The organism is Acidovorax sp. FG48 (assembly GCF_057809085.1).
Genome location: NZ_JBMDJH010000003.1, coordinates 56,036 through 77,113, shown reverse-complemented (window position 1 = coordinate 77,113; position 21,078 = coordinate 56,036). Strand labels below are relative to the sequence as shown.

Annotated in this window: 17 protein-coding genes and 1 tRNA gene; 5 read left to right on the top strand and 13 right to left on the bottom strand. The window is 59.9% G+C overall.

The window, feature by feature from the left end:
* Window positions 1-39: 39 nt before the first annotated feature.
* Both ACODSU_RS05210 and ACODSU_RS05205 read right to left on the bottom strand, forming a co-directional pair.
* Window positions 40-1,389: an NAD(P)-dependent oxidoreductase gene (locus ACODSU_RS05210; protein ID WP_488840648.1), complete on the bottom strand. Its 1,350-nt coding sequence runs from the start codon at window positions 1,387-1,389 to the stop codon at window positions 40-42.
* Window positions 1,389-1,538, bottom strand: coding sequence for a hypothetical protein (locus ACODSU_RS05205; protein WP_488840646.1), 150 nt, complete (start codon window positions 1,536-1,538; stop codon window positions 1,389-1,391). The genes ACODSU_RS05210 and ACODSU_RS05205 overlap by 1 nt, the downstream gene beginning before the upstream one ends.
* A gap of 182 nt (window positions 1,539-1,720) precedes the next feature.
* Here ACODSU_RS05205 and ACODSU_RS05200 point away from each other — a divergent pair, with 182 nt between their 5' ends.
* On the top strand, window positions 1,721-2,428 hold the full coding sequence (locus ACODSU_RS05200) for a TetR/AcrR family transcriptional regulator (protein WP_015012630.1): 708 nt from the start codon (window positions 1,721-1,723) through the stop codon (window positions 2,426-2,428).
* An 89-nt stretch (window positions 2,429-2,517) separates the two neighbouring features.
* Here ACODSU_RS05200 and ACODSU_RS05195 read toward each other — a convergent pair whose 3' ends face one another.
* Window positions 2,518-3,897, bottom strand: a complete 1,380-nt coding sequence (locus ACODSU_RS05195) for a sigma-54 interaction domain-containing protein (protein WP_488840644.1) — start codon at window positions 3,895-3,897, stop codon at window positions 2,518-2,520.
* A 361-nt stretch (window positions 3,898-4,258) separates the two neighbouring features.
* Here ACODSU_RS05195 and petA point away from each other — a divergent pair, with 361 nt between their 5' ends.
* Window positions 4,259-4,885: a ubiquinol-cytochrome c reductase iron-sulfur subunit gene (gene petA / locus ACODSU_RS05190; protein ID WP_488840642.1), complete on the top strand. Its 627-nt coding sequence runs from the start codon at window positions 4,259-4,261 to the stop codon at window positions 4,883-4,885.
* Between the two features lie 46 nt (window positions 4,886-4,931).
* Here petA and ACODSU_RS05185 read toward each other — a convergent pair whose 3' ends face one another.
* Entirely contained in the window at window positions 4,932-5,819 is an 888-nt protein-coding gene (locus ACODSU_RS05185; RefSeq protein WP_488840640.1) for a LysR family transcriptional regulator, read from the bottom strand.
* Between the two features lie 101 nt (window positions 5,820-5,920).
* On the opposite strand from ACODSU_RS05185, the gene argC reads away from it, so the two are divergent.
* The 3 genes from argC (at window position 5,921) to ACODSU_RS05170 (ending at window position 10,957) form a co-directional block, all read left to right on the top strand.
* Window positions 5,921-6,856, top strand: coding sequence for an N-acetyl-gamma-glutamyl-phosphate reductase (gene argC, locus ACODSU_RS05180; protein WP_488840638.1), 936 nt, complete (start codon window positions 5,921-5,923; stop codon window positions 6,854-6,856).
* 220 nt (window positions 6,857-7,076) lie between these two features.
* Window positions 7,077-9,071, top strand: coding sequence for a tetratricopeptide repeat protein (locus ACODSU_RS05175; protein ID WP_488840636.1), 1,995 nt, complete (start codon window positions 7,077-7,079; stop codon window positions 9,069-9,071).
* Between the two features lie 17 nt (window positions 9,072-9,088).
* Complete coding sequence (locus tag ACODSU_RS05170) at window positions 9,089-10,957, top strand: glycosyltransferase (protein WP_488840634.1); 1,869 nt, start codon at window positions 9,089-9,091, stop codon at window positions 10,955-10,957.
* Between the two features lie 178 nt (window positions 10,958-11,135).
* Here the strand turns inward: ACODSU_RS05170 and ACODSU_RS05165 are convergent, their stop codons facing one another.
* From ACODSU_RS05165 to ACODSU_RS05125, 9 genes are all read right to left on the bottom strand, one after another.
* Window positions 11,136-12,278 carry a hypothetical protein gene (locus tag ACODSU_RS05165; RefSeq protein WP_488840632.1) on the bottom strand — a complete coding sequence of 381 codons (1,143 nt, stop codon included), beginning with the start codon at window positions 12,276-12,278 and terminating at the stop codon, window positions 11,136-11,138.
* An 81-nt stretch (window positions 12,279-12,359) separates the two neighbouring features.
* The gene (locus ACODSU_RS05160; RefSeq protein WP_488840630.1) at window positions 12,360-12,575 is read right to left on the bottom strand and encodes a hypothetical protein; all 216 of its coding nucleotides are present in this window, start codon (window positions 12,573-12,575) and stop codon (window positions 12,360-12,362) included.
* 17 nt (window positions 12,576-12,592) lie between these two features.
* Complete coding sequence (locus ACODSU_RS05155; RefSeq protein ID WP_488840628.1) at window positions 12,593-13,096, bottom strand: hypothetical protein; 504 nt, start codon at window positions 13,094-13,096, stop codon at window positions 12,593-12,595.
* A gap of 16 nt (window positions 13,097-13,112) precedes the next feature.
* Window positions 13,113-13,940, bottom strand: a complete 828-nt coding sequence (locus ACODSU_RS05150; RefSeq protein WP_488840626.1) for a SapC family protein — start codon at window positions 13,938-13,940, stop codon at window positions 13,113-13,115.
* 144 nt (window positions 13,941-14,084) lie between these two features.
* A tRNA-Thr gene (locus tag ACODSU_RS05145) sits at window positions 14,085-14,159 on the bottom strand.
* 164 nt (window positions 14,160-14,323) lie between these two features.
* Entirely contained in the window at window positions 14,324-15,721 is a 1,398-nt protein-coding gene (locus ACODSU_RS05140; protein ID WP_488840624.1) for an FAD/NAD(P)-binding protein, read from the bottom strand.
* A gap of 163 nt (window positions 15,722-15,884) precedes the next feature.
* On the bottom strand, window positions 15,885-17,759 hold the full coding sequence (gene cysN, locus ACODSU_RS05135; RefSeq protein ID WP_488840622.1) for a sulfate adenylyltransferase subunit CysN: 1,875 nt from the start codon (window positions 17,757-17,759) through the stop codon (window positions 15,885-15,887).
* Window positions 17,759-18,649: a sulfate adenylyltransferase subunit CysD gene (cysD, locus tag ACODSU_RS05130; protein WP_488840621.1), complete on the bottom strand. Its 891-nt coding sequence runs from the start codon at window positions 18,647-18,649 to the stop codon at window positions 17,759-17,761. Before cysD ends, cysN begins: the two co-directional genes overlap by 1 nt.
* Window positions 18,650-18,681: 32 nt before the next feature.
* A complete protein-coding gene (locus tag ACODSU_RS05125) occupies window positions 18,682-20,745 on the bottom strand; it encodes an acyltransferase family protein (RefSeq protein WP_488840619.1) in 2,064 nt (687 codons plus the stop codon).
* Window positions 20,746-21,078 lie beyond the last annotated feature (333 nt).

The window sequence follows — 21,078 nt, the reverse complement described above, 5'->3', positions numbered from 1 at the left end:
TGCTCCCGTGAAAACTGGGGTGAAGGGGATCAGGCCACTTCAGGCCATCAGTGCGGCGTGGATGGAGACAGCGGCCACCTTGCCGTGCTCCACCGCCTCCACCGTGAGGTCGCGGCCGCCCACGCGGCAGTCGCCACCGGCCCACACACGCGGCAGGCTGGTCTGGCCTTCGGCATCGGTGGCAATGCGCCCGCCCTCCAGCGCTATACGGTTGCCCACGGGCTCGGCCACAAAGGTCTGGCCGATGGCCTTGAGCACCATGTCGGCATCGAGCGTGAAGGTCTCGCCGGTTTCCACCAGCTTGCCGCCACTCAGCGCCGTGGCCGCGAAGCGCACGCCCTTCACCGCGCCGTTTTCGCTCAGCACCTCCTTGGGTGCGGCCCAGTGGCGAATGGTCACGCCGTTCGTCTGCGCCCATTGCTGCTCCACAGCCGATGCCGGCATGGCCTCGGCGCCTCGGCGGTAGACGATGGTCACCTCTTCCGCGCCCAGCTTGCGCGACTGCACAGCGGCGTCCACCGCCGTCATGCCGCCGCCGATCACCACCACGCGGCGGCCCACGGGCAGGGTGGAGAGGTCGGGGCTCTGGCGCAGCTCGGCGATGAAGTCCACCGCATTGCGCAGGCCGGTGGCCGTGGGTTCGGCCACGCCCAGCGCGTTCACGCCCTGCAGGCCCAGGCCCAGGAACACGGCGTCGTAGGCGCCCAGCAGGCTGTCGAGCGTGATGTCACGGCCCAGTTGCTGGCCGGTGCGCACCTCGATGCCACCGATGGACAGCAGCCACTCCACTTCCTTCTGCGCGAAATTGTTCGTGGTCTTGTAGCTGGCCAGGCCATATTCATTGAGGCCGCCGAGCTTGGGGCGCGCCTCGAACAGCACCACCTCATGCCCGCGCACGGCCAGGCCATGCGCACAGGCCAGGCCCGCAGGCCCGGCGCCCACCACGGCCACGCGCTTGCCGGTGGCGGCTGCACGCTGGAACAGCGGAGCACCGGGCTGGGCAAAGAAGGCGTCAGTCGCATAGCGCTGCAGCGAGCCGATCTCCACGGGCTTGTCTTCGTTGGTGTTGCGCACGCAGGCCTGCTCGCACAGCACCTCGGTGGGGCACACGCGGGCGCACATGCCGCCGAGCGGGTTGGCCTCCAGGATGGCACGGGCCGCGCCCCGGTTGTTGTCCTGCGCAATGCGGTGGATGAACGAGGGAATGTCGATGCCCGTGGGGCAGGCCGTGGCGCAGGGCGCGTCGTGGCAGTAGTAGCAGCGTTCGGCCTCGATCAGCGCCTGCGCCCGGGTGAGCGGCGGGTGGGCGTCGCCGAAGTTGACGGCGTAGTCGGCCAGGTTGAGGCGTGCGGCATGAATGCCGCAGGCACGGCTTGCGGGTGTGTCCATCAGGTTTCCTCCGAGAGGGTGAGGGTGGGGGTCTGGGCGCCCTGGGGGCGTGCAAGCGCACGCCGCGCAGCGTTGGAGCGCCAGCCAGTGGCGCCAACCAATGCGGCACCAGCGTGAATGCTGGCACCCGCAAACTTCGGAGGTTTCATCGTGGTCCTCGCTGTGGGGTGCAGGTGCCCGCTGCTTTGTTGCGGCGTTGCCCTGCGTTGTGGGTCAATTTACCAACCCGTAAAAATTTACCAATTGGTAAAATCCCTACAGCAAACCGCGTGCCAGCCTCCAGCCAGCCAATTGCCAGTTTTCAGGCCCCGGCTTGTTCCACAATGGTGCAATGACTGCAGCCCGCCCGTCCCCTGCCAACCCCGCCCCCCGCCCCCGCAAGGTGGCCCGCCCGCCTACTCTTGACGAGGCCGCGCCCCGCGCACCCACAGCATCGCGCTTGCTCAAGGAGCAGGGCATCCTCACCGAGGCGGAGAACCAGTTTGCGCAATTCGGTTTTGAGGGCGCCTCGCTGGAGAGCATTGCCGCCGCCATCGGCATCAGCCGCCACAACCTGCTGTATTACTTCCCGAGCAAAGAAGCGCTGTACCAGCGGGTGCTGGACGATGTGCTCACCCAGTGGCTGGCGGGCATGGAAGACCTGTCGCACAGCGACGACCCGCAGCAAGCGCTGCGGCGTTACATCCGCGCCAAGCTGCACTACTCGCGCACGCGCCCCCAGGGCGCCAAGGTATTCACCAAAGAGGTGATTGCGGGTGCACCACGGTATGGCACGGCCATCACCGAACGCGTGGCGCCGCTGCTCAAGACCGAGGTGCGCACCTTCGAGCGCTGGGCGCGCGAGGGCCGCATTGCCAAGGTCAACTTCACGCACCTCATGTTCATCATCTGGTCCGTGACCCAGGCGTATGCGGAGCAGGAGGCCCAGTTCGCCCTGCTGCTGGGCAAGCCTGCACTGACCGAGCGCGACTACGAAAAGGCCGAAGAGCTGATCGTGCGCATGGTGCTGAGCGCGCTGGCGCCCGATGCGGTGGTCTAGGCAGGCACGGCACGCCAGACGCTATATAAACAATAGCTGCTGACGCAATCAAGCTATGCGCCTGGGGCCGATTTCTTCATCTATGGGCGTCAAACGCCCAAGGCTTTCAGCCGCCGGTACAGCGATCGCTCGCTGATGCCCAGCTGCCGCGCCAGCGCCGCGCGACTGCCCTGGTGGGTTGCCAGAGCCTGTTGCAGGGCCTGGTCGTCCAGCAACCGCCGCTGGCGTGACGACCCGGCCAACGCCGCCGATGCACGCGGCTCCCCGGCCCCCTCCTCCACTGCCCCCGCGAGCGGCGGCAGGCCGCAGGCAAGCGCTTGCTGCACATGCTCCGCGCCGATGGTGTCGCCATCACACAGCAAGGCGGTGCGCTCCAGCAGGTTGCGCAGTTCGCGCACATTGCCGGGGTAAGGGCGGGTCTCCAGTAAGGCCAGCGCAGCGCCAGACAGCTGCAGTGCCCGGGGCGGGGGCGCCACACGCACCAGCAGCGCGCGTGCCAGCAGGGCGGTATCGCCCTGGCGTTCGCGCAGCGGTGGCAGGTGGATTGGGAAAGTGCTCAGGCGGTAGTACAAGTCTTCACGAAAACGCCCTGCGGCCACCATGTGCTGCAGGTTACGGTGGGTGGCGGACACCACGCGCAGGTCAGCATTCCGCAGCTCGGTGCTGCCCACGCGGCGGTAGGTGCCTGTCTCCAGCAGGCGCAGCAGCTTGACCTGCAGCGGCAGGGGAATGTCGCCCACTTCGTCCAGAAACAGCGTGCCGCCGTCGGCCGCCTCCACCAGCCCCGGCCGGGCCTGGGCCGCACCGGTGAACGCCCCTTTCTCATGCCCGAACAGCTCGGACTCGAACAGCGCCTCGGGCAGGCTGGAGCAGTCCACAGGCACCAGCGCACGCCGCGCGCGCAGGCTGCCCTGGTGCACGGCATGGGCCACCAGCTCCTTGCCCGTGCCGGACTCTCCCAGCAGCAACACCGCTGCCCGCGAAGGTGCCACCCGCGCCACCAGCCCCAGCATCTTCTGGAACGCGGGCGAACGCCCGATGAGCCCCTGCGCGGACGGCACCGGCTGCGCCGCCACCGGCAAAGGCACCATCTTTTCGACAAAGAACCCCGTGTTGCCGTCTTCACCCACCAGCGGCGCCAGCTCGATCTGTACATATTCCTCGCCCTGGGCGGTGTGGTGCACATGCAGCACCCGTTCGCGTTGCCCCGAGGCGCGCGCCTGCGCGAGTGGGCAGGACTCGCCCGCCTGGTCACACGGCACGCTGGCATGGTGGGACACGGCATGGCAGGTGCGCCCCACCACGCTGCCCTCTGCACCACCTTCCATACCGCCCGCTGCACCGAACTGGCGGCGATAGGCGCTATTCGCAGCCAAGATGCGATAGCGGTCGTCCAGCAGGATGTGTGGATCGGGCAGGCCCTCCAGAAAGGACACCAGTTCGGCGGGCGGCGTGGGAAGACGGGGCATGGCAAAAAAACCTCGGTACAGGCAAAGGCCCTGACGGTGCTCCGGTTTCGCCGACGGGCCTTTGATCTATGCCATGGGGACTGCAATGGATGGCAGTTGGCAGTTAATTTGGCAGACGGAGTGGCAGTCCATCCGGCTGGGGCCGGACCTGCAGCGCGCCCGCTCACACGATATGCGCGCGCAACCTGTTGAATTCAAAGGCTTTTCATGCGGGACGCGTCATGGCAGGCCGGTCTTGCGGGTGATGGCACGTCGTTTGCGGTAAAGCATTGCCGCCCGCAGCGTTGCGGGCGGTGGCCGTCACCCCGTCGAGCCCCCTCTCGGCGCCACGGCCAGTCCTACCTCTCTCTGAAAGCGCCCCATGGCCCTCTTCCCCGCTACACCCAATGGCTCCCTTCCAGGCACCGACGGCGATCCCTCCGCAGAGCGTCGGCAGCTGGTGCTGCTGACAGCGGCCACGGGCTGCGCGGCGGCGGCGGGGGTCGCCGTGCCCCTGGTGTCCAGCCTGGCCCCCAGCGAACGTGCACGGGCCCTGGGCGCCGGTGTGGAGGTGGATATCAGCGACCTGGCGCCCGGTGGCGTGAAGACGGTGGAATGGCGAGGCAAGCCCGTGTGGGTCATGCGACGTACACCCGAAATGCTGGCCGCCCTGCCCCAGCAAGACGCCGCGCTGGCCGACCCGGCCTCGCGCAAGGACCAGCAACCCGAGTACGCCCGCAACCCGCAACGCTCCATCCGCCCTGAGGTGTTTGTCACGGTGGGTATCTGCACGCACCTCGGCTGCTCCCCCACCGCCGTGTCTGCAGGCACCAGCAACCCCAGCGTGGGCGACCAATGGCAGGGTGGTTTCTTTTGCCCCTGCCATGGCTCCACCTTCGACCTGGCAGGCCGCGTCTTCAAGAACAAGCCCGCGCCCACCAACCTGGAGGTACCGCCGCACCGCTATGTGTCTGACACCCGGTTGCTCATCGGGGACGACGCGGCCTGAGCGATGGCAGCCGCCTGGGGCCGCGCAATGCCGGTTGCGCTTCGCGTCAGACCTGCTTCTGCTGCCACAGCACATCCAGCACATGCTGGGTGGCGCGCTCCACCGGACCCGCGCGGTGGGCAATGCCCAGGGGGCGCCACAGCCGGGGCTGCACCGGCAGCATGCGGATGCGCAGGTCCAGCGGCGTGGCGGTGGAGGCCTCGTGCGGCAGCAACGTGGCTCCATAGCCCGCAGCCACCAGGCTCTTGATGGCATCGTTGTAGTTGAGCTGGATGCGCGCCTTGGGTTGCTCGCCCGCCAGGGCCAGCCATTCGCTCGTCAGGCGCGACAGGCTGGTGCCGTCGTCATTCAGGATCAACGGCTGCCCCGCCAGCCACTGGGGCGTGACCCTGCGGGGCGCCGCCCAGGCCGAAGGGACGAACGCCATCACCGGGTCGCGCCGCCAGGGCATCACCGTCACCCCGCGCACCGCGGCCATGGGCAAGGCCACCAGACCCACGTCCAGCGTACCCAGGGCCAGCCGCGACACGGTCTCCTGCGACGTGAGCACCACCACCTGCACGTCGATGCCGGGGTGGTGTTGGCCCAGCACCTCCAGCGCCTGGGGCAGCAGGTGCGCGATGGCGCCCGTGGACGCGCCCAGGCGCACTCGCCCCTCCAGCCCCTGCACCTGGCGCCGCACCAGGTCCATGGCCTCGTCGGCATCGGCCAGCAGGCGCCGGGCTCGCTCCACCAGCACCTCCCCCGCGCCGGAAGGCCGCACCTCGCCCCGCTTGCGCACCAGCAACGGCGCACCAATCAACGCCTCCAGGTCCGCAATGTGCAGGCTGACCGTGGGCGGCGCCAGGTGCAGCGTGCGGGCAGCTTCGGCAAAAGACCCGAGATCAACGATGGTGACCAGAGTGCGCAGCCGGTCGAGATTGAGTTCGCGCATGACGTTCAGTAGAACTGATCTTGAAGTTTGTGAAATTCAACTTTTCAAAGTTTAGACCGGCGCGGAAGATTCCACATCCCCCCATGCCAGGAATCCACACCATGACCACCCAGCCCATTGTTTTTATTGACGGCGACCAAGGCACCACCGGCCTGCAAATCCACCAGCGCCTGCACGGCCGCACCGACCTGCAGGTGCTGACACTGCCCGAATCCGACCGCAAGAACCCCACCCGCCGCGCCGAAGCCATCAACAGCTGCGACATCGCCATCCTGTGCCTGCCCGACGCTGCCGCCCGCGAAGCCGTGGCCGCCATCCACAACCCCGCCGTGCGCGTGATCGACGCCAGCTCGGCCCACCGCACGGACGCGCAATGGGCCTATGGCTTTCCAGAGATGGATGCTGCGCAGGCCGCGCGCATCGCCAACGCGCAACGCGTCAGCAACCCCGGCTGTTACCCCACAGGCGCTATCGCCCTGCTACGGCCCCTGGTGCAGGCAGGCTTGCTGCCCGCCGACCATGCGCTCAACATCCATGCGGTGTCGGGCTACTCCGGCGGAGGGCGTGCTCGCGTGCAAGCGCACGAAGGCCCCGAGGCAGCCCATGCGCCCGCCTTCCAGGTCTACGGGCTGCAGCTGGAGCACAAACACACGCCCGAGATCACGCAACACGCAGGGCTGTCGCAGCGCCCGTTTTTCTTGCCCTCGTACGGTGCCTTTCGCCAGGGCATCGTGCTGACCATCGGGCTGCATCTGCGGCAGCTCGCGCCGGGCACACAAGGCGAACACCTGCACGCCTGCCTGCAGCAGCACTATGCCGACGCCCCTTTTGTCGAGGTGATGCCCCCCGCCGCCACCGAAGCGGCCGAGCATCTGGACCCACAGGCCCTGAACGGCACCAACCAGCTGCGACTGGGGGTGTTCAGCAACGCCCGCCACGGCCAGGTGCTGCTGATCGCCGTGTTTGACAACCTGGGCAAGGGCGCCTCGGGGGCGGCGGTGCAGAACCTGGATCTGATGCTGGCGCGCCGCACATAAATCGACCCGCCAATACAACCACCAACCCTCTGTCCATGAGTAACCAAACACCTCGACAGGGGTGCGCAAGGAGATCGCTATCGCGATCGGTCACTTGAACAAACCCTCTGTTTTTAAACACTTTTTCACAATACATCGTACTTTTTGCTCTGCTACACTGGTATTGCCTCAGGCTGTCTGTTCGGACGGCGTCACCCCACCTCCTCCCTGAAATCCTTTCATGGCCAAGTCCGGCAAAGCACCTTATTTTTTCGCCTTGATTGTGTTGTTGGCAGTGCTGGCCGTTTACTTACCTGGGCTGCGTAACGAGCTAGTGTTCGACGACCTACGGCTCACGGATGGCTCCATTTTTGGAACCTACGGCAACCTGCTCGATATCAAGCAACGCATGATCTCCTATGGGAGCTTCGTTTGGATCGAGCAACTTGTGGGGTCGGGTTGGTGGAAGCAGCGCATCGTCAACATAGCGCTGCACCTGGGTGTCGTGGCGGCACTCTATGCGCTGCTGCAAGCGCTGATGGCCAGCACTCGTTTTCCGCAAGACATTGAAGATCAGCCGCACTTTGCAACGTCTCAACGTGCGGCATTGCGAGTAGCAGTTACTCTGTTCGCGCTACATCCTTTGGCTGTCTATGCAGTTGGATACCTCATTCAGCGCTCCATCCTCATGGCAACGCTATTCGCCCTGCTGGCTTGCTGGGCGTTCGTGCGAGGACTGCAAACCCGAAGCCCAGCTTGGTTCGCAGGCGCTCTACTAAGCTATTTGCTTGCTGTTCTATCCAAAGAACATGCGGTAATGACAGTCGGCTTGGCCATTCCCTTGTACATCCACGTTTCTCGCCCTAGCTGGAGAAAAATTGGAATATTGGTGGCCTGCACTTTGACAGTTTTGTGCGTTGCCGTGACCTCCATGCTGCATTTTTACGGCGATGTGATTGGACAGCTGTTCGACGCGCAATCACAGGCATTTGCACAGCAACTCGAAGCACTGAAGCCTGGCATCACGCATCAGATTTACCCGCTGAGCATCCTCAACCAAGCCGCGCTATTTTTTTCCTATGGGTTGCTATGGATAGTGCCTTATGTCGGCTGGATGTCCATTGACGTACGGCCCGCATTCCCCATGGGCTTATTTTCGTCATGGCATATCGTGGGGGCCCTGGGTTACGTGGTGATGCTTGTGGGCTCCATTTGGCTGCTGTTACGGCGCTCGGGTGTATTGAGTTTGGTGGCACTGCTGCTACTGCTCCCACTACTTTGGTTTGTCACTGAGTTCTCCACCGTTTGGGTTCAAGATCCGTTCGTGCTGTACCGCAGCTACCTCTGGGGCATTGCTCTTCCTGGATTGCTGGCGATTGCACTCACAGGCTTTCAACCGCGTGCAATCTATATTTTCGGAATCGTTGTAGGCACGTTGTTAGGTGCTCTGGCAATAGAGCGCAATCTCTCACTCAGTGAAGAGGTGGTCACCTGGACGGACGCGGCTGAAAAGACCAACCTCCAGGCTCCTGCCAATGCAGTGGGGCGGAGTCGTCCTTTCCTGAACCTCGGTGCTTATTACATCCGCAAGGGCTTGATCGACCAAGCTGAGCGCAACATCGCAACAGCGGTTGCACTAAATGACCGTGGAGAGTTAGGTAGTGGTGCTCGGTTCAACTCAGGGGTAATTCTGCAACTGAAGAAGAACCACGTCGAGGCACTGCGATCTTTTGACGCCGCTGAAGCACTGGGTTATTCACAGCCTGGATTGTATTTCCATAAGGCTGAATCTCTGGCTGCGTTAGGGCAACTGGAACCCGCCCTCGAAAGCTTCAGGGTGGCACTCACCCAGGCCGAGGCAGACCCCCTACAGCGGGGCGTGGTGCCCACGATACGAATCCGGTTGGTCGAGACTGCCATGGCAGCTCAGCGTTATGACGAAGCCATCACGGGATTCAAAACACTTCTACAGACCAATCCCAATGACCCTCGCCTGCGGCTTGGACTGGGCATGGCGATGGTGGGCAAAGGAGATAATGAAACGGCTATTCAAGTCTTTGACCAGTTACTATCCTCTCATCCTGGAGCGCCTGTTTACTACGGCCGGGCTATAGCCAAGTACCGCATGGGTCAACAGAAGGCAAGTTTGAGTGATTTGGATCGGGCCATTCAACTTGACCCCAAAAATCCGCAATACACGCAAATGCGCGCTGTCATTTCTGCCGGCAAGAAATAGTACCTACAAGATATCCCGTGACTTTGCGCGTGTTGCACATCGGTAAGTTCTATCCGCCACACCGAGGGGGGATAGAAGTGTTTCTTGCGGACCTCATCAATGCTCAGCGAGCCGTGGGCATCGATGCAGCCGCTGTTGTGCATGGCACTCCCCAGACTTCAGACCCATCCTGGATCACACGGGTACCAGTCCAGTGGCAGGTCATTTTTGCACCTATTGCGCTGGGCTTTCGTTCCGCTATTGCGAGAGCTATCAAAAACCATCAGCCTGACGTACTGCACCTGCACATGCCTAACAACTCCGCCCTGTGGGTGTTAACTCTTGCAAAAGCACGAGGAATACCTTGGGTCGTACATTGGCATTCAGATGTTGTGGCATCGCGAATCAAAACTGCTGTTTCACTGGCATACCGGCTATATCGCCCTTTCGAACAGGCCGTACTGGCACGGGCTGCACGCATCATTGTCACTTCACCGCCTTACCTGATTGCCAGCGAACCACTGAACGACTGGCGGACTCAGTGCGTGGTTATCCCCCTTGGACTCAACACAGCCAGCATCCCTTCCACTCCACCAATACCCATCAATGGCGCGCCCCTAGCCACGACCACCATCGGCTGGCAACCCCACGGGCTCCGTATTCTGTCCATTGGAAGGCTCGCCTACTACAAAGGCTTTGCCACCCTGATCAGAGCGGTGGCAGGCTTGCCGGAGGTACAGTTACTGATTGTGGGCGACGGTGAACTTCGCGACGAACTACAAAGGTTAATCAGCAAAGTTACGCCTTCAGGTGCCGGCCCCAATATCCGTCTGCTGGGAAATGTGGATGATGCCGAGAAGCATGCACTCCTTGAAAGCTGCGACCTATTCTGCCTGGCGTCGCGCGAGCGCACAGAGGCCTTTGGAATGGTACTGCTGGAGGCAATGCACCACTCTCGGCCCTGCATTGTTTCAGCCCTGGAAGGCTCTGGCATGCCATGGGTGGTCGAGACCGCAGGTGCGGGCATCACAGTACCTGCCGAAGACGTGACAGCCTGGAAAAACGCGATTGACTACGCTCAACGCCACCCCGCTCTGCGCAAGCAGTGGGGCGCCGCAGGCAAAAAGGCTCTGAGCACCCACTTCTCCATGGAGGCCTGCGCGAAATACGTGTCTACGCAATATGTCCTGGCAGCACCGGATGCCCTGCCCTCCAACCCTTCACAAAAAGACGTACTCATTGTGATACCGGCTCGTAATGAGGCTGTCACCATCGGTGCTCTTTTGGAGCGGCTTCGCAGCCAAGGCTGGCATGACATCTTGGTCATTAATGACCAAAGCACCGACACCACTGGCGAAATCGCACGCGCATCTGGAGCAAATGTTCTCAGCCCAGTACTGCCTATCGGCGCCTGGGGAGGGATGCAAGCAGGCATTTCTTATGCCCTACGGCAGGGGTATCAAGCGGTTATCACCATGGATGCAGATGGTCAACACGAGGTAGACGAAATCCCGGTGCTGCTTCAAGCACGTGCGAGCGCAGACCTCGTCGTAGGTGCATTTCCGGAGCGCGCGAGCCCCCTTCGGCAAATGGCGTGGAACTGGTTTCGACGCCTGGCCGGGTTTGACTTGCGCGACCTGACCTCTGGCTTTCGGCTCTACAACCGTGAAGTCATGGAAGTGCTGGCCTCGCGCGAAGCCACTTTGCTGGACTATCAAGACTTGGGAGCCCTTTTGCTGGTGCGCCGTGCCGGACTACGGATAGCCGAGGTCCCTGTGTCCATGAATCTGCGCGAGGTGGGACAGTCGCGCATCTTCAATTCTTGGTTCAGTGTGGCCAAATACATGGCCGCCACCACATTGCTATGCCTTGCGCGATGGGAGATACGCAAACGCCGCACGGTCTGATGTCGACGGTTAGCGTAACCTTTTGGCAATCAAATGGCCTGAGGCTAGCTGAAGGCTCTTATCTCTAACGGATTCCAGCCTCCGACTCTGAGACGCTCGCGCCTGGTAGCGGGCATTCGTCATGCTGCCTTTGGCGGCGCCCATTTGCTGGCTTTGAGCCATGGAGGTGAATCGCCTCTCATTGGTTGTGGGAGAGCGCTGCCTTCAACGCATTGACATAGGGGTTACGTGCCGTTCGCAGAGCGGCGACGTGCGCGTGCAATCGTGCGAGTTCCTGATCTACAAACTGGATACTCTGCAGCTGCGCCCGGGCCTCGGCTGACAAGCTGTCTAGGTCGTAATCGATATTGTCAATTTTGATATGGGGCACGGCAAGTTCTCGTGAGTTTGACGGATGTGGTAACGGCGGGGTAGACCCGCAGGCCAAATGGCGATTGATACGGACCACCTCTTGGATAGTTTGTACCACCTGATGTGGCTGCTGATGCACACGACGGGCGCGTTGTCGACGACACTGCTGCAGTGCATGCGTGCGGCCTTGCCCAGGGCTTGAAGCTGGCTGGTAACCGGCGTCTTGGAGCAACTCACGCGCACGCTCAAACAACCAAACGGGCATGGGTGCCTCAGACAAAACGGCCTCGCTAGGGACAAAACCCTGCGCACGAGTCATGGCCAGCATATATTGCGTCGCGTCATGCAGCTGAATACTCCCTGAAGCCGTGACATGGATCAGCGGGCAGTGAGGAGCCAACTCAGGCAACACATGATTGGGAAATACCTCATGTCCCCAATAGCTAGTTGCCAATCGCCGAAAGTGCACGAAGTCACGCACAGGCACAAATCGGGCTGCGTTGAAAGACAGTATTTCAACTTTAGGCTTGCAGGGGGTCACTGAGTCGTTAGCAACGTCAACATACAAGGTGCCCACCTGAAACGCATTCTGAAAATACTGCCCGCGCAGGTCGCCCCACACCTGCCGAAATGCACCGCCCGCACGCTGAAAAGCGCGAATGGCCTGCAGACCCGCTGCGGCTTGTGTCGAAAGGCCGGATACATCCACTGAGCGCAACCGTGCTTCTACCGCTTGGGCAATTTCCAAGCATTGCCCCAGCGGATAGGGTTTGCAGAGCTTGAAAGGCTGCTGGCGCTCAAGCACTGGATCTAGCTGCAGGCGAACTGCCAGCATACAAGCATGCACCTCGGCCAGTACCGGTAGTAAGTAGCGGGTTGTTAACGCAGCTTGCAGAGCAGGAAAGGAAATGCGTGGCTCATTGGGTAGCAGCAAAGGGGGCCAGTGCAGCTGGCTGTCCACAATATGCATCCGCTGCGCTCGAATGTGACGTCAAGGACAACTCCGGTGCAGCATATTCCTCGGTTCAGACCATGCGAAAAAGCCGGTCCATCAGGTAAGAAGCAACACTGTCATTTCTGCCATGGCGGAGGTTGGCACTCCCACCACGTCGATGACTACCACGCCATCATCACGGGTAGCGGCAAGGCCCCCTGCATGCAGGTATGCGCCATCCCCCAGCGGCAGCCAGCCCAATGCCTCCGCCTGCAAGGCATCCAAATCCGCTTGGAGCTCTTCATCGGTTATCGGTAAATGATTCGTATCCATATCGGTCTCACGACTACTCAATGCCACACTGTTTCGGAGGGCCGAGGCGCGGGGGACTGCGCTTCCTCTACCCAGGCAGGCCAAACATCCATGGGCCACTGAGCGCTTCGGTACTGCCCGTACACAATGCCCAGCCACTGCTGTAACAGCACATGAGACAAACTCAACTCGGCCAAGACTTCGCGACTCGACCCCTTGAACACAAGCCGCGCCCCTGATTGCGAGCTGGTCACATCTAAGCTGTACACCAAGGCCTCAGCCGCATCGCAAGTCAGCTGCACAGCTGGTTGCTCCACCAATGACGCCGCTGCCACTTGCAACTCAAAGCTCCGCTGCAGCTGAGACGCCAGTGAATCTGCAGCCCCAGCACCCGCAACTTCGCACAGATGGGCCACCAGTCGGTTGGCCAACCTCTGCGTCATCCACAGCACGATCACCTGGCCTTTCGCCTGTTCACCCGACAGGCGCAGCCGGTCTTGTTCCTCGCAGTAAACGGTGGTGATGCGCTGCAATCCCATCATCGCATTCACCCAGTGATCAGCTAAAGCGCAGGGTATCGCCCTGAACCAACGCGCCCAGCCCGCCCAGCCCCGCGCCGTCCGCCAACTGAGGAATGGTTTGTCCCGGCTGCACGGGCTGGACCGCCTTTGCCGCCGCTTGTGCATGCGATTGTGCCAATGGCCCCAGCGCAGCTATATGTTGCATGGAGATACGCTGACAGAAGGCAACCGGCAGTGCACCCGCCTGCTGCAACCGGAACAAAGCAGCGGCATCCAGTCCGTCCAGCCGGGCCTCATCCACCCGCCACAGCCCCTGCACTTCACGCTCGTGTGCACCATCCCGCACACCGATCGCCCACGGCACAATCAGTCCTTCGGATTGCAACGCTGCACACGCCTGCACTGTCGCCTGCCTCTGGGCCTGTACCTGCTGCAGAAACCTTAACACTTCCTGCACCGGCTCAGTCGCCTGCCCCTGGTTGTCAAAAAAAGGTTGAGCGTTCGCCCCAACCGTGAATTGGCCCACCAAACCACTGTCCATGTCTACACACAGCGCCCACTGGTCTTGCTCGGTACGCGCCAGCGCAAACGGATATCCGCGGTACGCAGCCGGCACATATTGCGCCAGCCAGCGCCCATCGGGGGTCACCCACAAATTCTGTCCAGGCTGAAAACCCTGCACCGCCACCGGTACAAAGCCATCGCCCTCTCGGGCGAAAGCTATCGGCAAACATGTGCATGCTCTGGTCATCTCCTGCGCCACCAGCGAAACCAGCGCATCCTGCTTGGCAAATGCATAGGTAGCGTAGCGCTGCCATTGCAAATTCGCATGAGTGGACAACGAAACGGGCTGGTAGAGAGACATAAAAGATCACCTAAGGAGAAGGCTTGCGCACTAGGCGCCCAACCCATGTTGATTGCATATGTCCCAAGGACAGCGGTCACAGAAACAGCTTGGTGGCTGCACTCAGCGAAACAGTCAGCCCCGGTGGACAGAGTGCGCTGAATGTGGTGCCCATGGCGGGAATCGGACCCGCGACCTCTCCCTTACCAAGGGAGTGCTCTACCACTGAGCCACATGGGCATGTGAGCGCGTTGACGCTCTAAGGGGCCGTACTATATCGCCAAACCATGTGGGCTCTGCCTATCTCACACCATGCCGATCAGGGTCCATACGTCGCGAGACCTCGCTTGACTGAAGCCAGGTTCACAATGTCAGCGTTTTAACCCTCTTTGCAGGCAGGTTGTCTACGAAAGAAGCCGCTTGACCAGCTGCTTTGCATGCACTCTCAATTCGGGCACCGCAATGGCCTCCCAATAACGAGCTCGCAGCATGGGACCTACGTAGTAAAGACCTTCAATAGCCTGACCGCCTTGCCCGATCACCCGGTAGTCCATATCCACCTCCAACCCCAAGCGTAGGGGGTCCGACTGAATATATCCCTCGCTACGCAACTGAGCCACAAGTGGGGAGGATGCGCGATCAATATCATAGTCGGGCCCCGTGCAATTGATCACTGCCGCCACTCGCACCGAGTTGACCTCGCCTGAATTCCGCATGCGGATGGTCACTGCGACTGCGTTATCTTCCGGACGCATTTGCATGATTTGCCCCGCCAGAACCTGGGTATGTCCAGAGCTTAGTTGGGACTTCAGTCGTGCAGCCGCCGCCGGCGCCAAACGGTGACGGTGAATGTCCCACCATGGGCGGATTTTGCTCAGAAACCTGCGCCGCTCGGCCTGTGGCCAACGCTCCCAAATCAACCGCGTGTGGGGGCGCAATTCATTCAGCACATCGCGCCAGTTTCCCCCTGCGAATTCTCGCTTGCGCACTTCGGCGCGAAGTGCCCGCATCAACCCGAGAGCTGTCGCTGACACGCCCGTCAAATAGGCAGGGAAATCGGTATGTGCCGGCGGCTGCGGCAAGATCCGATGCGATTTTGGTAGCAACCCACGCCGCGACAACAAAATCACTTCGCGGCTGTCATCCAGACTGCTCAAGCGAAACAGGGCATCAATGGCAGTGTGGCCCGTGCCAATGACAAGCACAGCCTCTCCGGGGGGGATTGCGTCCATGGCCCGGAAATTCCAAGGATTTTCGATGTAACGTAGGGACTCAGCTAGCCCTTGGGCGAACGGCAATTTTTGCGCGCCCAAGAATCCGCAGGCCAGTATCACGTCGCCAGCCATCACGATTGCACCGTCTGCCAACGTCACTTCAAAGCCGCCGCGATCTGGTGCGGACTGGATTCTCACCACCTGCCCACGAATCCTGCGCAACTCCACGTACGAAGAAGCGGCGGTGGTCGCCAGGACATGCTCTAAATAGTCGCCATAGATTCGCCGCGAGACAAACGAGCCCCCATTGAGACTGGGGTCCATCTCACGGCAATACTCCATGAAGTGGTTAGGCTCATCCGCAAGAGCACTCATATTGCCTGCGGGCACATTGAGCAGCATGCTGTCGTCCCAAATGCTGTATGCCAGGCCCCGTCCAAACCGAGGTCTCGACTCGACCAAGACCACCCCGCAATGACTGCCATGCGCCTGGCGCAGCAATTGCAATGTAGTCAGCACTCCGCTGCATCCACCACCGACCACGACGACCCAACGCGATCGTCCTGGCGTCTGACTTTTTTTAATCATTCATTAACCTGTTCCTGCAGTGCAGTGAGCATCGATTTTCGATAGGCGTACGGCACCGTTGCCCCATAAGACCCTGAGACAGCAGGCCTGTCACCAGCGGCTCTGGCCATTTCTGACGACGCCACTGCAGCCTTTGGCTACGCCCCTAGGCTTCCGTGTAATGCTACGCGAGCGCTTTCAAGATTTGGTCGACGCACGCCTCTGGGGGTGTATCAGCTGTCCGGAGTCTCACCTCGGGCATCTCCGGCGCCTCGTAAGGGCTGTCGATCCCTGTGAAGTTCTTCAGCATGCCCTGTCGCGCCTTGGCGTACAGGCCTTTTACATCGCGCTTCTCGCACTCTTCGAGCGACGTATCGACAAAGACTTCCACGAATTCACCATCGGCGAACAGCTCTCGCGCCATGCGTCGCTCACTTCGGAAAGGTGATATCAAACTGACCAGCACAATCAGGCCGGCATCCACCATGAGTTTGGCAACCTCGGCAACACGGCGAATGTTCTCCACTCGATCCGCTTCGGTAAAACCCAAGTCACGGTTCAAACCATGGCGTACGTTGTCGCCATCCAGCAAGTAGGTGTGTCGGCCCTCGGCATGCAGGCGTTTCTCCAGCAAATTGGCCAGGGTTGACTTGCCCGACCCTGACAGACCGGTGAACCAAATGCATCGCGGGCTTTGGTGCTTTTGTGCTGCACGCGTTTCCTGGTTCAGCTCCAGGGCCTGCCAGTGGATATTGCTGGCTCGGCGCAAGGCAAAATCAATCATGCCAGCGCCCACCGTCTCGAAGCTCAGCTTGTCAACCAGAATAAAACTGCCCAACACGCGGTTCACGCCATAGGGCTCAAAGACCAAGGGCGCGCTGACCGACACATTGACCACCGCCATTTCGTTGAGCCCCAGCGTCTTGGCCGCCAAATGCGCTCCCGTGTTCACATCCTCGCGGTACTTGATCTCAGTGACCGTGGCAGTGACCTCTTTGCAAGCAAGCTTCATCAGGTACTGCCTGCCCGGAGTCATGGCATGCTCATGCATCCACAACAAGCGCGCGACAAACTGGTCGGCGACTTCGGCTGGTGCCTCTGCCGCGACCAATACATCGCCGCGGCTGACATCGACCTCACTCTCCAGGGTCAGCATGATCGCGTCGCCCTTCTGACTGGCCTCAACCTCCTGAAAACCAGCGAACAGGGACTTCACCCGGGCCTGCACGCCAGAGGGCAACACGCGCAAGCTGTCTCCCACACAGACCTGCCCTTGAGCCACCCGGCCACAAATACCCCTAAAGTCCAGGTTGGGACGATTGATCCACTGCACCGGCAGGCGAAAGGCCTGCCTGCCATGCGCATCGCCCATTTCGACCTGATTCAGGTGGTCCATAAGACTGGGCCCCTCGTACCAGGGCATACGCTCGCTGCGCTGCACCACGTTGTCGCCGTCCAGCCCCGATAGTGGGATCGCCTGCACTTTGGAAAGGCCACAACCCTGGGCGAATGCCTGGTAGTCTTGAACAATCGAGTCGAAGATAGCTGGATCAAACCCCACCAAGTCCATCTTGTTCACCGCGAGCACCACATGGCGGATGCCCATCAGCGCCACAATGCGGCTGTGTCGCCGGGTCTGCGTCAGTACCCCTTTGCGTGCATCCACCAGAATCACGGCCAAATCTGCGGTGGAAGCTCCTGTAGCCATGTTGCGGGTGTACTGCTCGTGTCCAGGGGTATCGGCCACAATGAAGCGACGACGGTCTGTAGCAAAAAACCGGTAGGCCACGTCGATGGTGATGCCTTGTTCGCGCTCAGCCTGCAGACCATCCACCAGCAGCGCCAAGTCCATTTTTTCGCCTTGGGTACCGTACAAGCGCGAATCACTCTCCAGACTGGCCAACTGGTCGTCAAAGATCGCCTTGCTCTCGAACAACAGGCGTCCAATCAGCGTGCTCTTGCCATCATCCACGCTGCCGCAGGTAATGAAGCGCAGCAACCCTTTATTGCGCTGCTCGTTCAGAAAGGATGCGACGTCTTTGGCTTGCAAATTGCTCATCAGAAGTAGCCCTCCTGCTTTTTCTTCTCCATCGAGCCTGGGGTGTCGGTGTCAATCAATCGACCCTGGCGCTCAGAGCTGCGGGCGTTGAAGGTTTCGGCTATCACCGCCTCCAACGTATCCGCGTCGCTCTCTATGGCAGCTGTCAGTGGCCAGCAGCCCAATGTGCGAAACCGCACACGGCGCAACTCAGCCTGCTCGCCAGGTGCAAAAGGAAAACGGTCGTCATCCACCATGATCCACTGCCCGCCCCTGTTGACGACCGGGCGCACGGCTGCAAGATACAAAGGCACGATGGGAATATCTTCTTGGTATATGTACTGCCAGATATCGAGCTCAGTCCAATTGCTCAGCGGAAACACACGGATCGTTTCACCCGCTTGAATACGGGTGTTGTAGAGATTCCATAACTCTGGACGCTGCCCTTTGGGGTCCCACCGATGGCCGGGGGCGCGAAAACTGAACACCCGCTCTTTGGCGCGAGACTTCTCCTCATCCCGGCGGGCCCCGCCAAATACAACGTCAAAGCCATGGGCGTCCAGCGCCTGTTTGAGCGCCTGGGTTTTCATGACATCGGTGTGGTAGTTGCTGCCGTGGCTAAACGGCCCAACCCCATCCTCCAACCCCTTTGGATTGGTGTGAGAGATCAGCCGCATGCCACTTTGGGCCACCATCCGGTCGCGGTGTGCATACATCGCCTGGAACTTCCACCGTGTATCTACATGCAAGAGCGGAAATGGCGGTTGCGCCGGGTAAAACGCCTTGCGCGCCAAGTGCAGCATGACCGAGCTGTCTTTGCCAATGGAATACATCATCACCGGGTTACGGGCAGTGGCTACCGCTTCACGGATGATTTCAATCGATTCGGCTTCCAGAGCATCCATATTCATTTTTTATGCACCGTCTTGCGAATTGGACGGGCTTAATTTTTTATGTTTTGCAAATGTGCAATAAAAGAAGGGGCCACCCGCAAGCTTCCATAGGCACTGATGTGATCTGCATCAAAGAACAGTGGCTTGCCATTTTGGTAACTGCTGCACACCGCACCCACGGGGCACAATACGGGAAAAGGGTCCCACACGCTGATCTTTTCAGGGTTACTGGCCGCCAAATCCGACAAAGCAGCCACCACCGGCGCACGTAACCGCAACTGCTCAGAGCGGTCTACATCAGGTCCATCTTTGCAAATCGGATTGCCGTACTGATATGCCGCCGCACAGCGGTAGGTGGGCGATTTGAAAATAGGCTTGGGTGCCTCAAAAATAATGTGGGCTCCTTGCTGAATAAAACTGCTCAGCAAAGCACCCCCGTCCTGCACAGCTTGCGCCCTTGCCTTGACGGACAACTCAGCAAAGATGCCCTCTTCGACATGAGCGTCTGCAAACCGGACCCATTGGTCAGCGTATCTTGGCAAACGCAATGAGGGCAGAAAAATCACATCACCGGGCCTGAACTCTTTGCCAATGGCGGCGAGCGTGTTCTTCTGACTGTTTTGACAGTGCGCACTGCTCTCACGTTGAGGCTGCAGGCTGAGCATGGGACAACCACCGTTGTCGTAGCTGAGCACACGCCAGCCAGTGAACAGCGTGGTCAATTTGTACAGCGCCGCGTACCCCAGGTTATGCGAATCCCCCACGGCATGTATCGTCTTGACCGGGCCTTGCGGCTGCTTGGCACACCCAGCCCCTTCGCTGTCAAACACCGTGACCACGCTACCCAATACATTCTGGGTCTCCAGCTTCACAGCACAGCCCGGTACCTCTGGATGCGAGTCTTCGCCATAGGGATACCAATCCATGGGGCGATGGGCCGTGGGATGCAGCGAAATGCGGGGCTTGATGGCGTGGACTTGCTGCGACACCCACCAGGACGCGGCAACCACCCCCAAGGCCCCCACGACCAGCCACCACAACGGCCAACGCCATTGGTGTACCAACTTGCGGGCTGGCTTTTCAACCCACTGGTATGACACCACCGCCAACAGCACCGAGGCCACAGCAGCTGCCGCCATCTTCCAAGCCGAATCTAAACCCACTGACCAACGGAAAATAACAAACACCGGCCAATGCCACAGGTACAACGAATAGGAAATTCTGCCTATGTATTGAACAGGACGATTGGCAATCATCGAATAAGTACGGGGGCCTGGCTGCAAATGAATCCACCCGCCCAACAGCAAAAGAGCGCCTACCGTTGTCCACAGCGCTCCAGGCCATGGGAACCTGTTGGGTACCGCAGTGAAGAACACCCACCCCAGAATAAGCAACCCCAGCCAACCTGCGACCAGGGCTGCAATATTCTTGGTTCGCTCGTTCTGAATGGAAAATCCACCCCGATGAACTGCATAAAACAGCAAAACCCCTGCAGCCAGTTGCCAAAAGCGTGAAAAGATGGAATAGTAAGCCGTCGTTTTGTCAGTGGCCATCCATGACGCAGCTATCCACAAGGATGCTAATAGGCCTGAAAGAAATAGAGCTGCAGAAATCCATCTCTTTTTTGGATAGAGTGCCAAAAACAAAAACAAAAATGGGAAAGCAAAGTAAAACTGCTCCTCCACCGCCAAAGACCAGGTATGCGTGTACGGATTGAACTCTGCCGTCGGCGAAAAATAATTATCTGACGTATTGGAAAGGACCAAATTGCTCAATCCAAAATACGCATAAGACTCCGTCATCCGATGCCTTGCGCTCAACCAGGCATCTGGAATAAGCAGCGCAGATATAAAACCCACAGCAAGCAGCATGACCAGCAACGCTGGCATGACTCGGAGCAACCGCCGTGCGTAGAATCCAATAAAAAACTCAGGAAAATTGGCAGGCTCTTTCTGAATGACCGAAGCACTGACAATAAACCCTGAAATTACAAAAAATATATCAACCCCTGTAAAACCACCTGGCAATGCCGTGGGCGCAAGGTGGTAAATAAAAACAGAGATCACCGCCAATGCGCGCAGTGCATCCACATGCGGCATGTGTCGATTAGTCAAGGCGTTCCGAGACATCTTTTATTTAAAATATTAGCAAAGGGCAGATAATCAGCAACCACAAAATTTATCAACCCTCCACAACACCCAAGGTCATCCACAAATTCGAATAGCTTCTTTGATATATATTACCAATATAAAATTGCACTACATCACTATCAATTAAAAATTTTTAGTAAAATGCAGAGATTCCAAAGACCACGTTTATGTCAAATAAAATAATTCGTCTCCCGTCACCTGTACGCAGGCCTATCTGGAGTTGAGGAGTCCCATCAATTAGGCCAGCGAGAAACAGCATGCACCAATGTGTCCAATCTCGTTCACGCCAGCTATGAA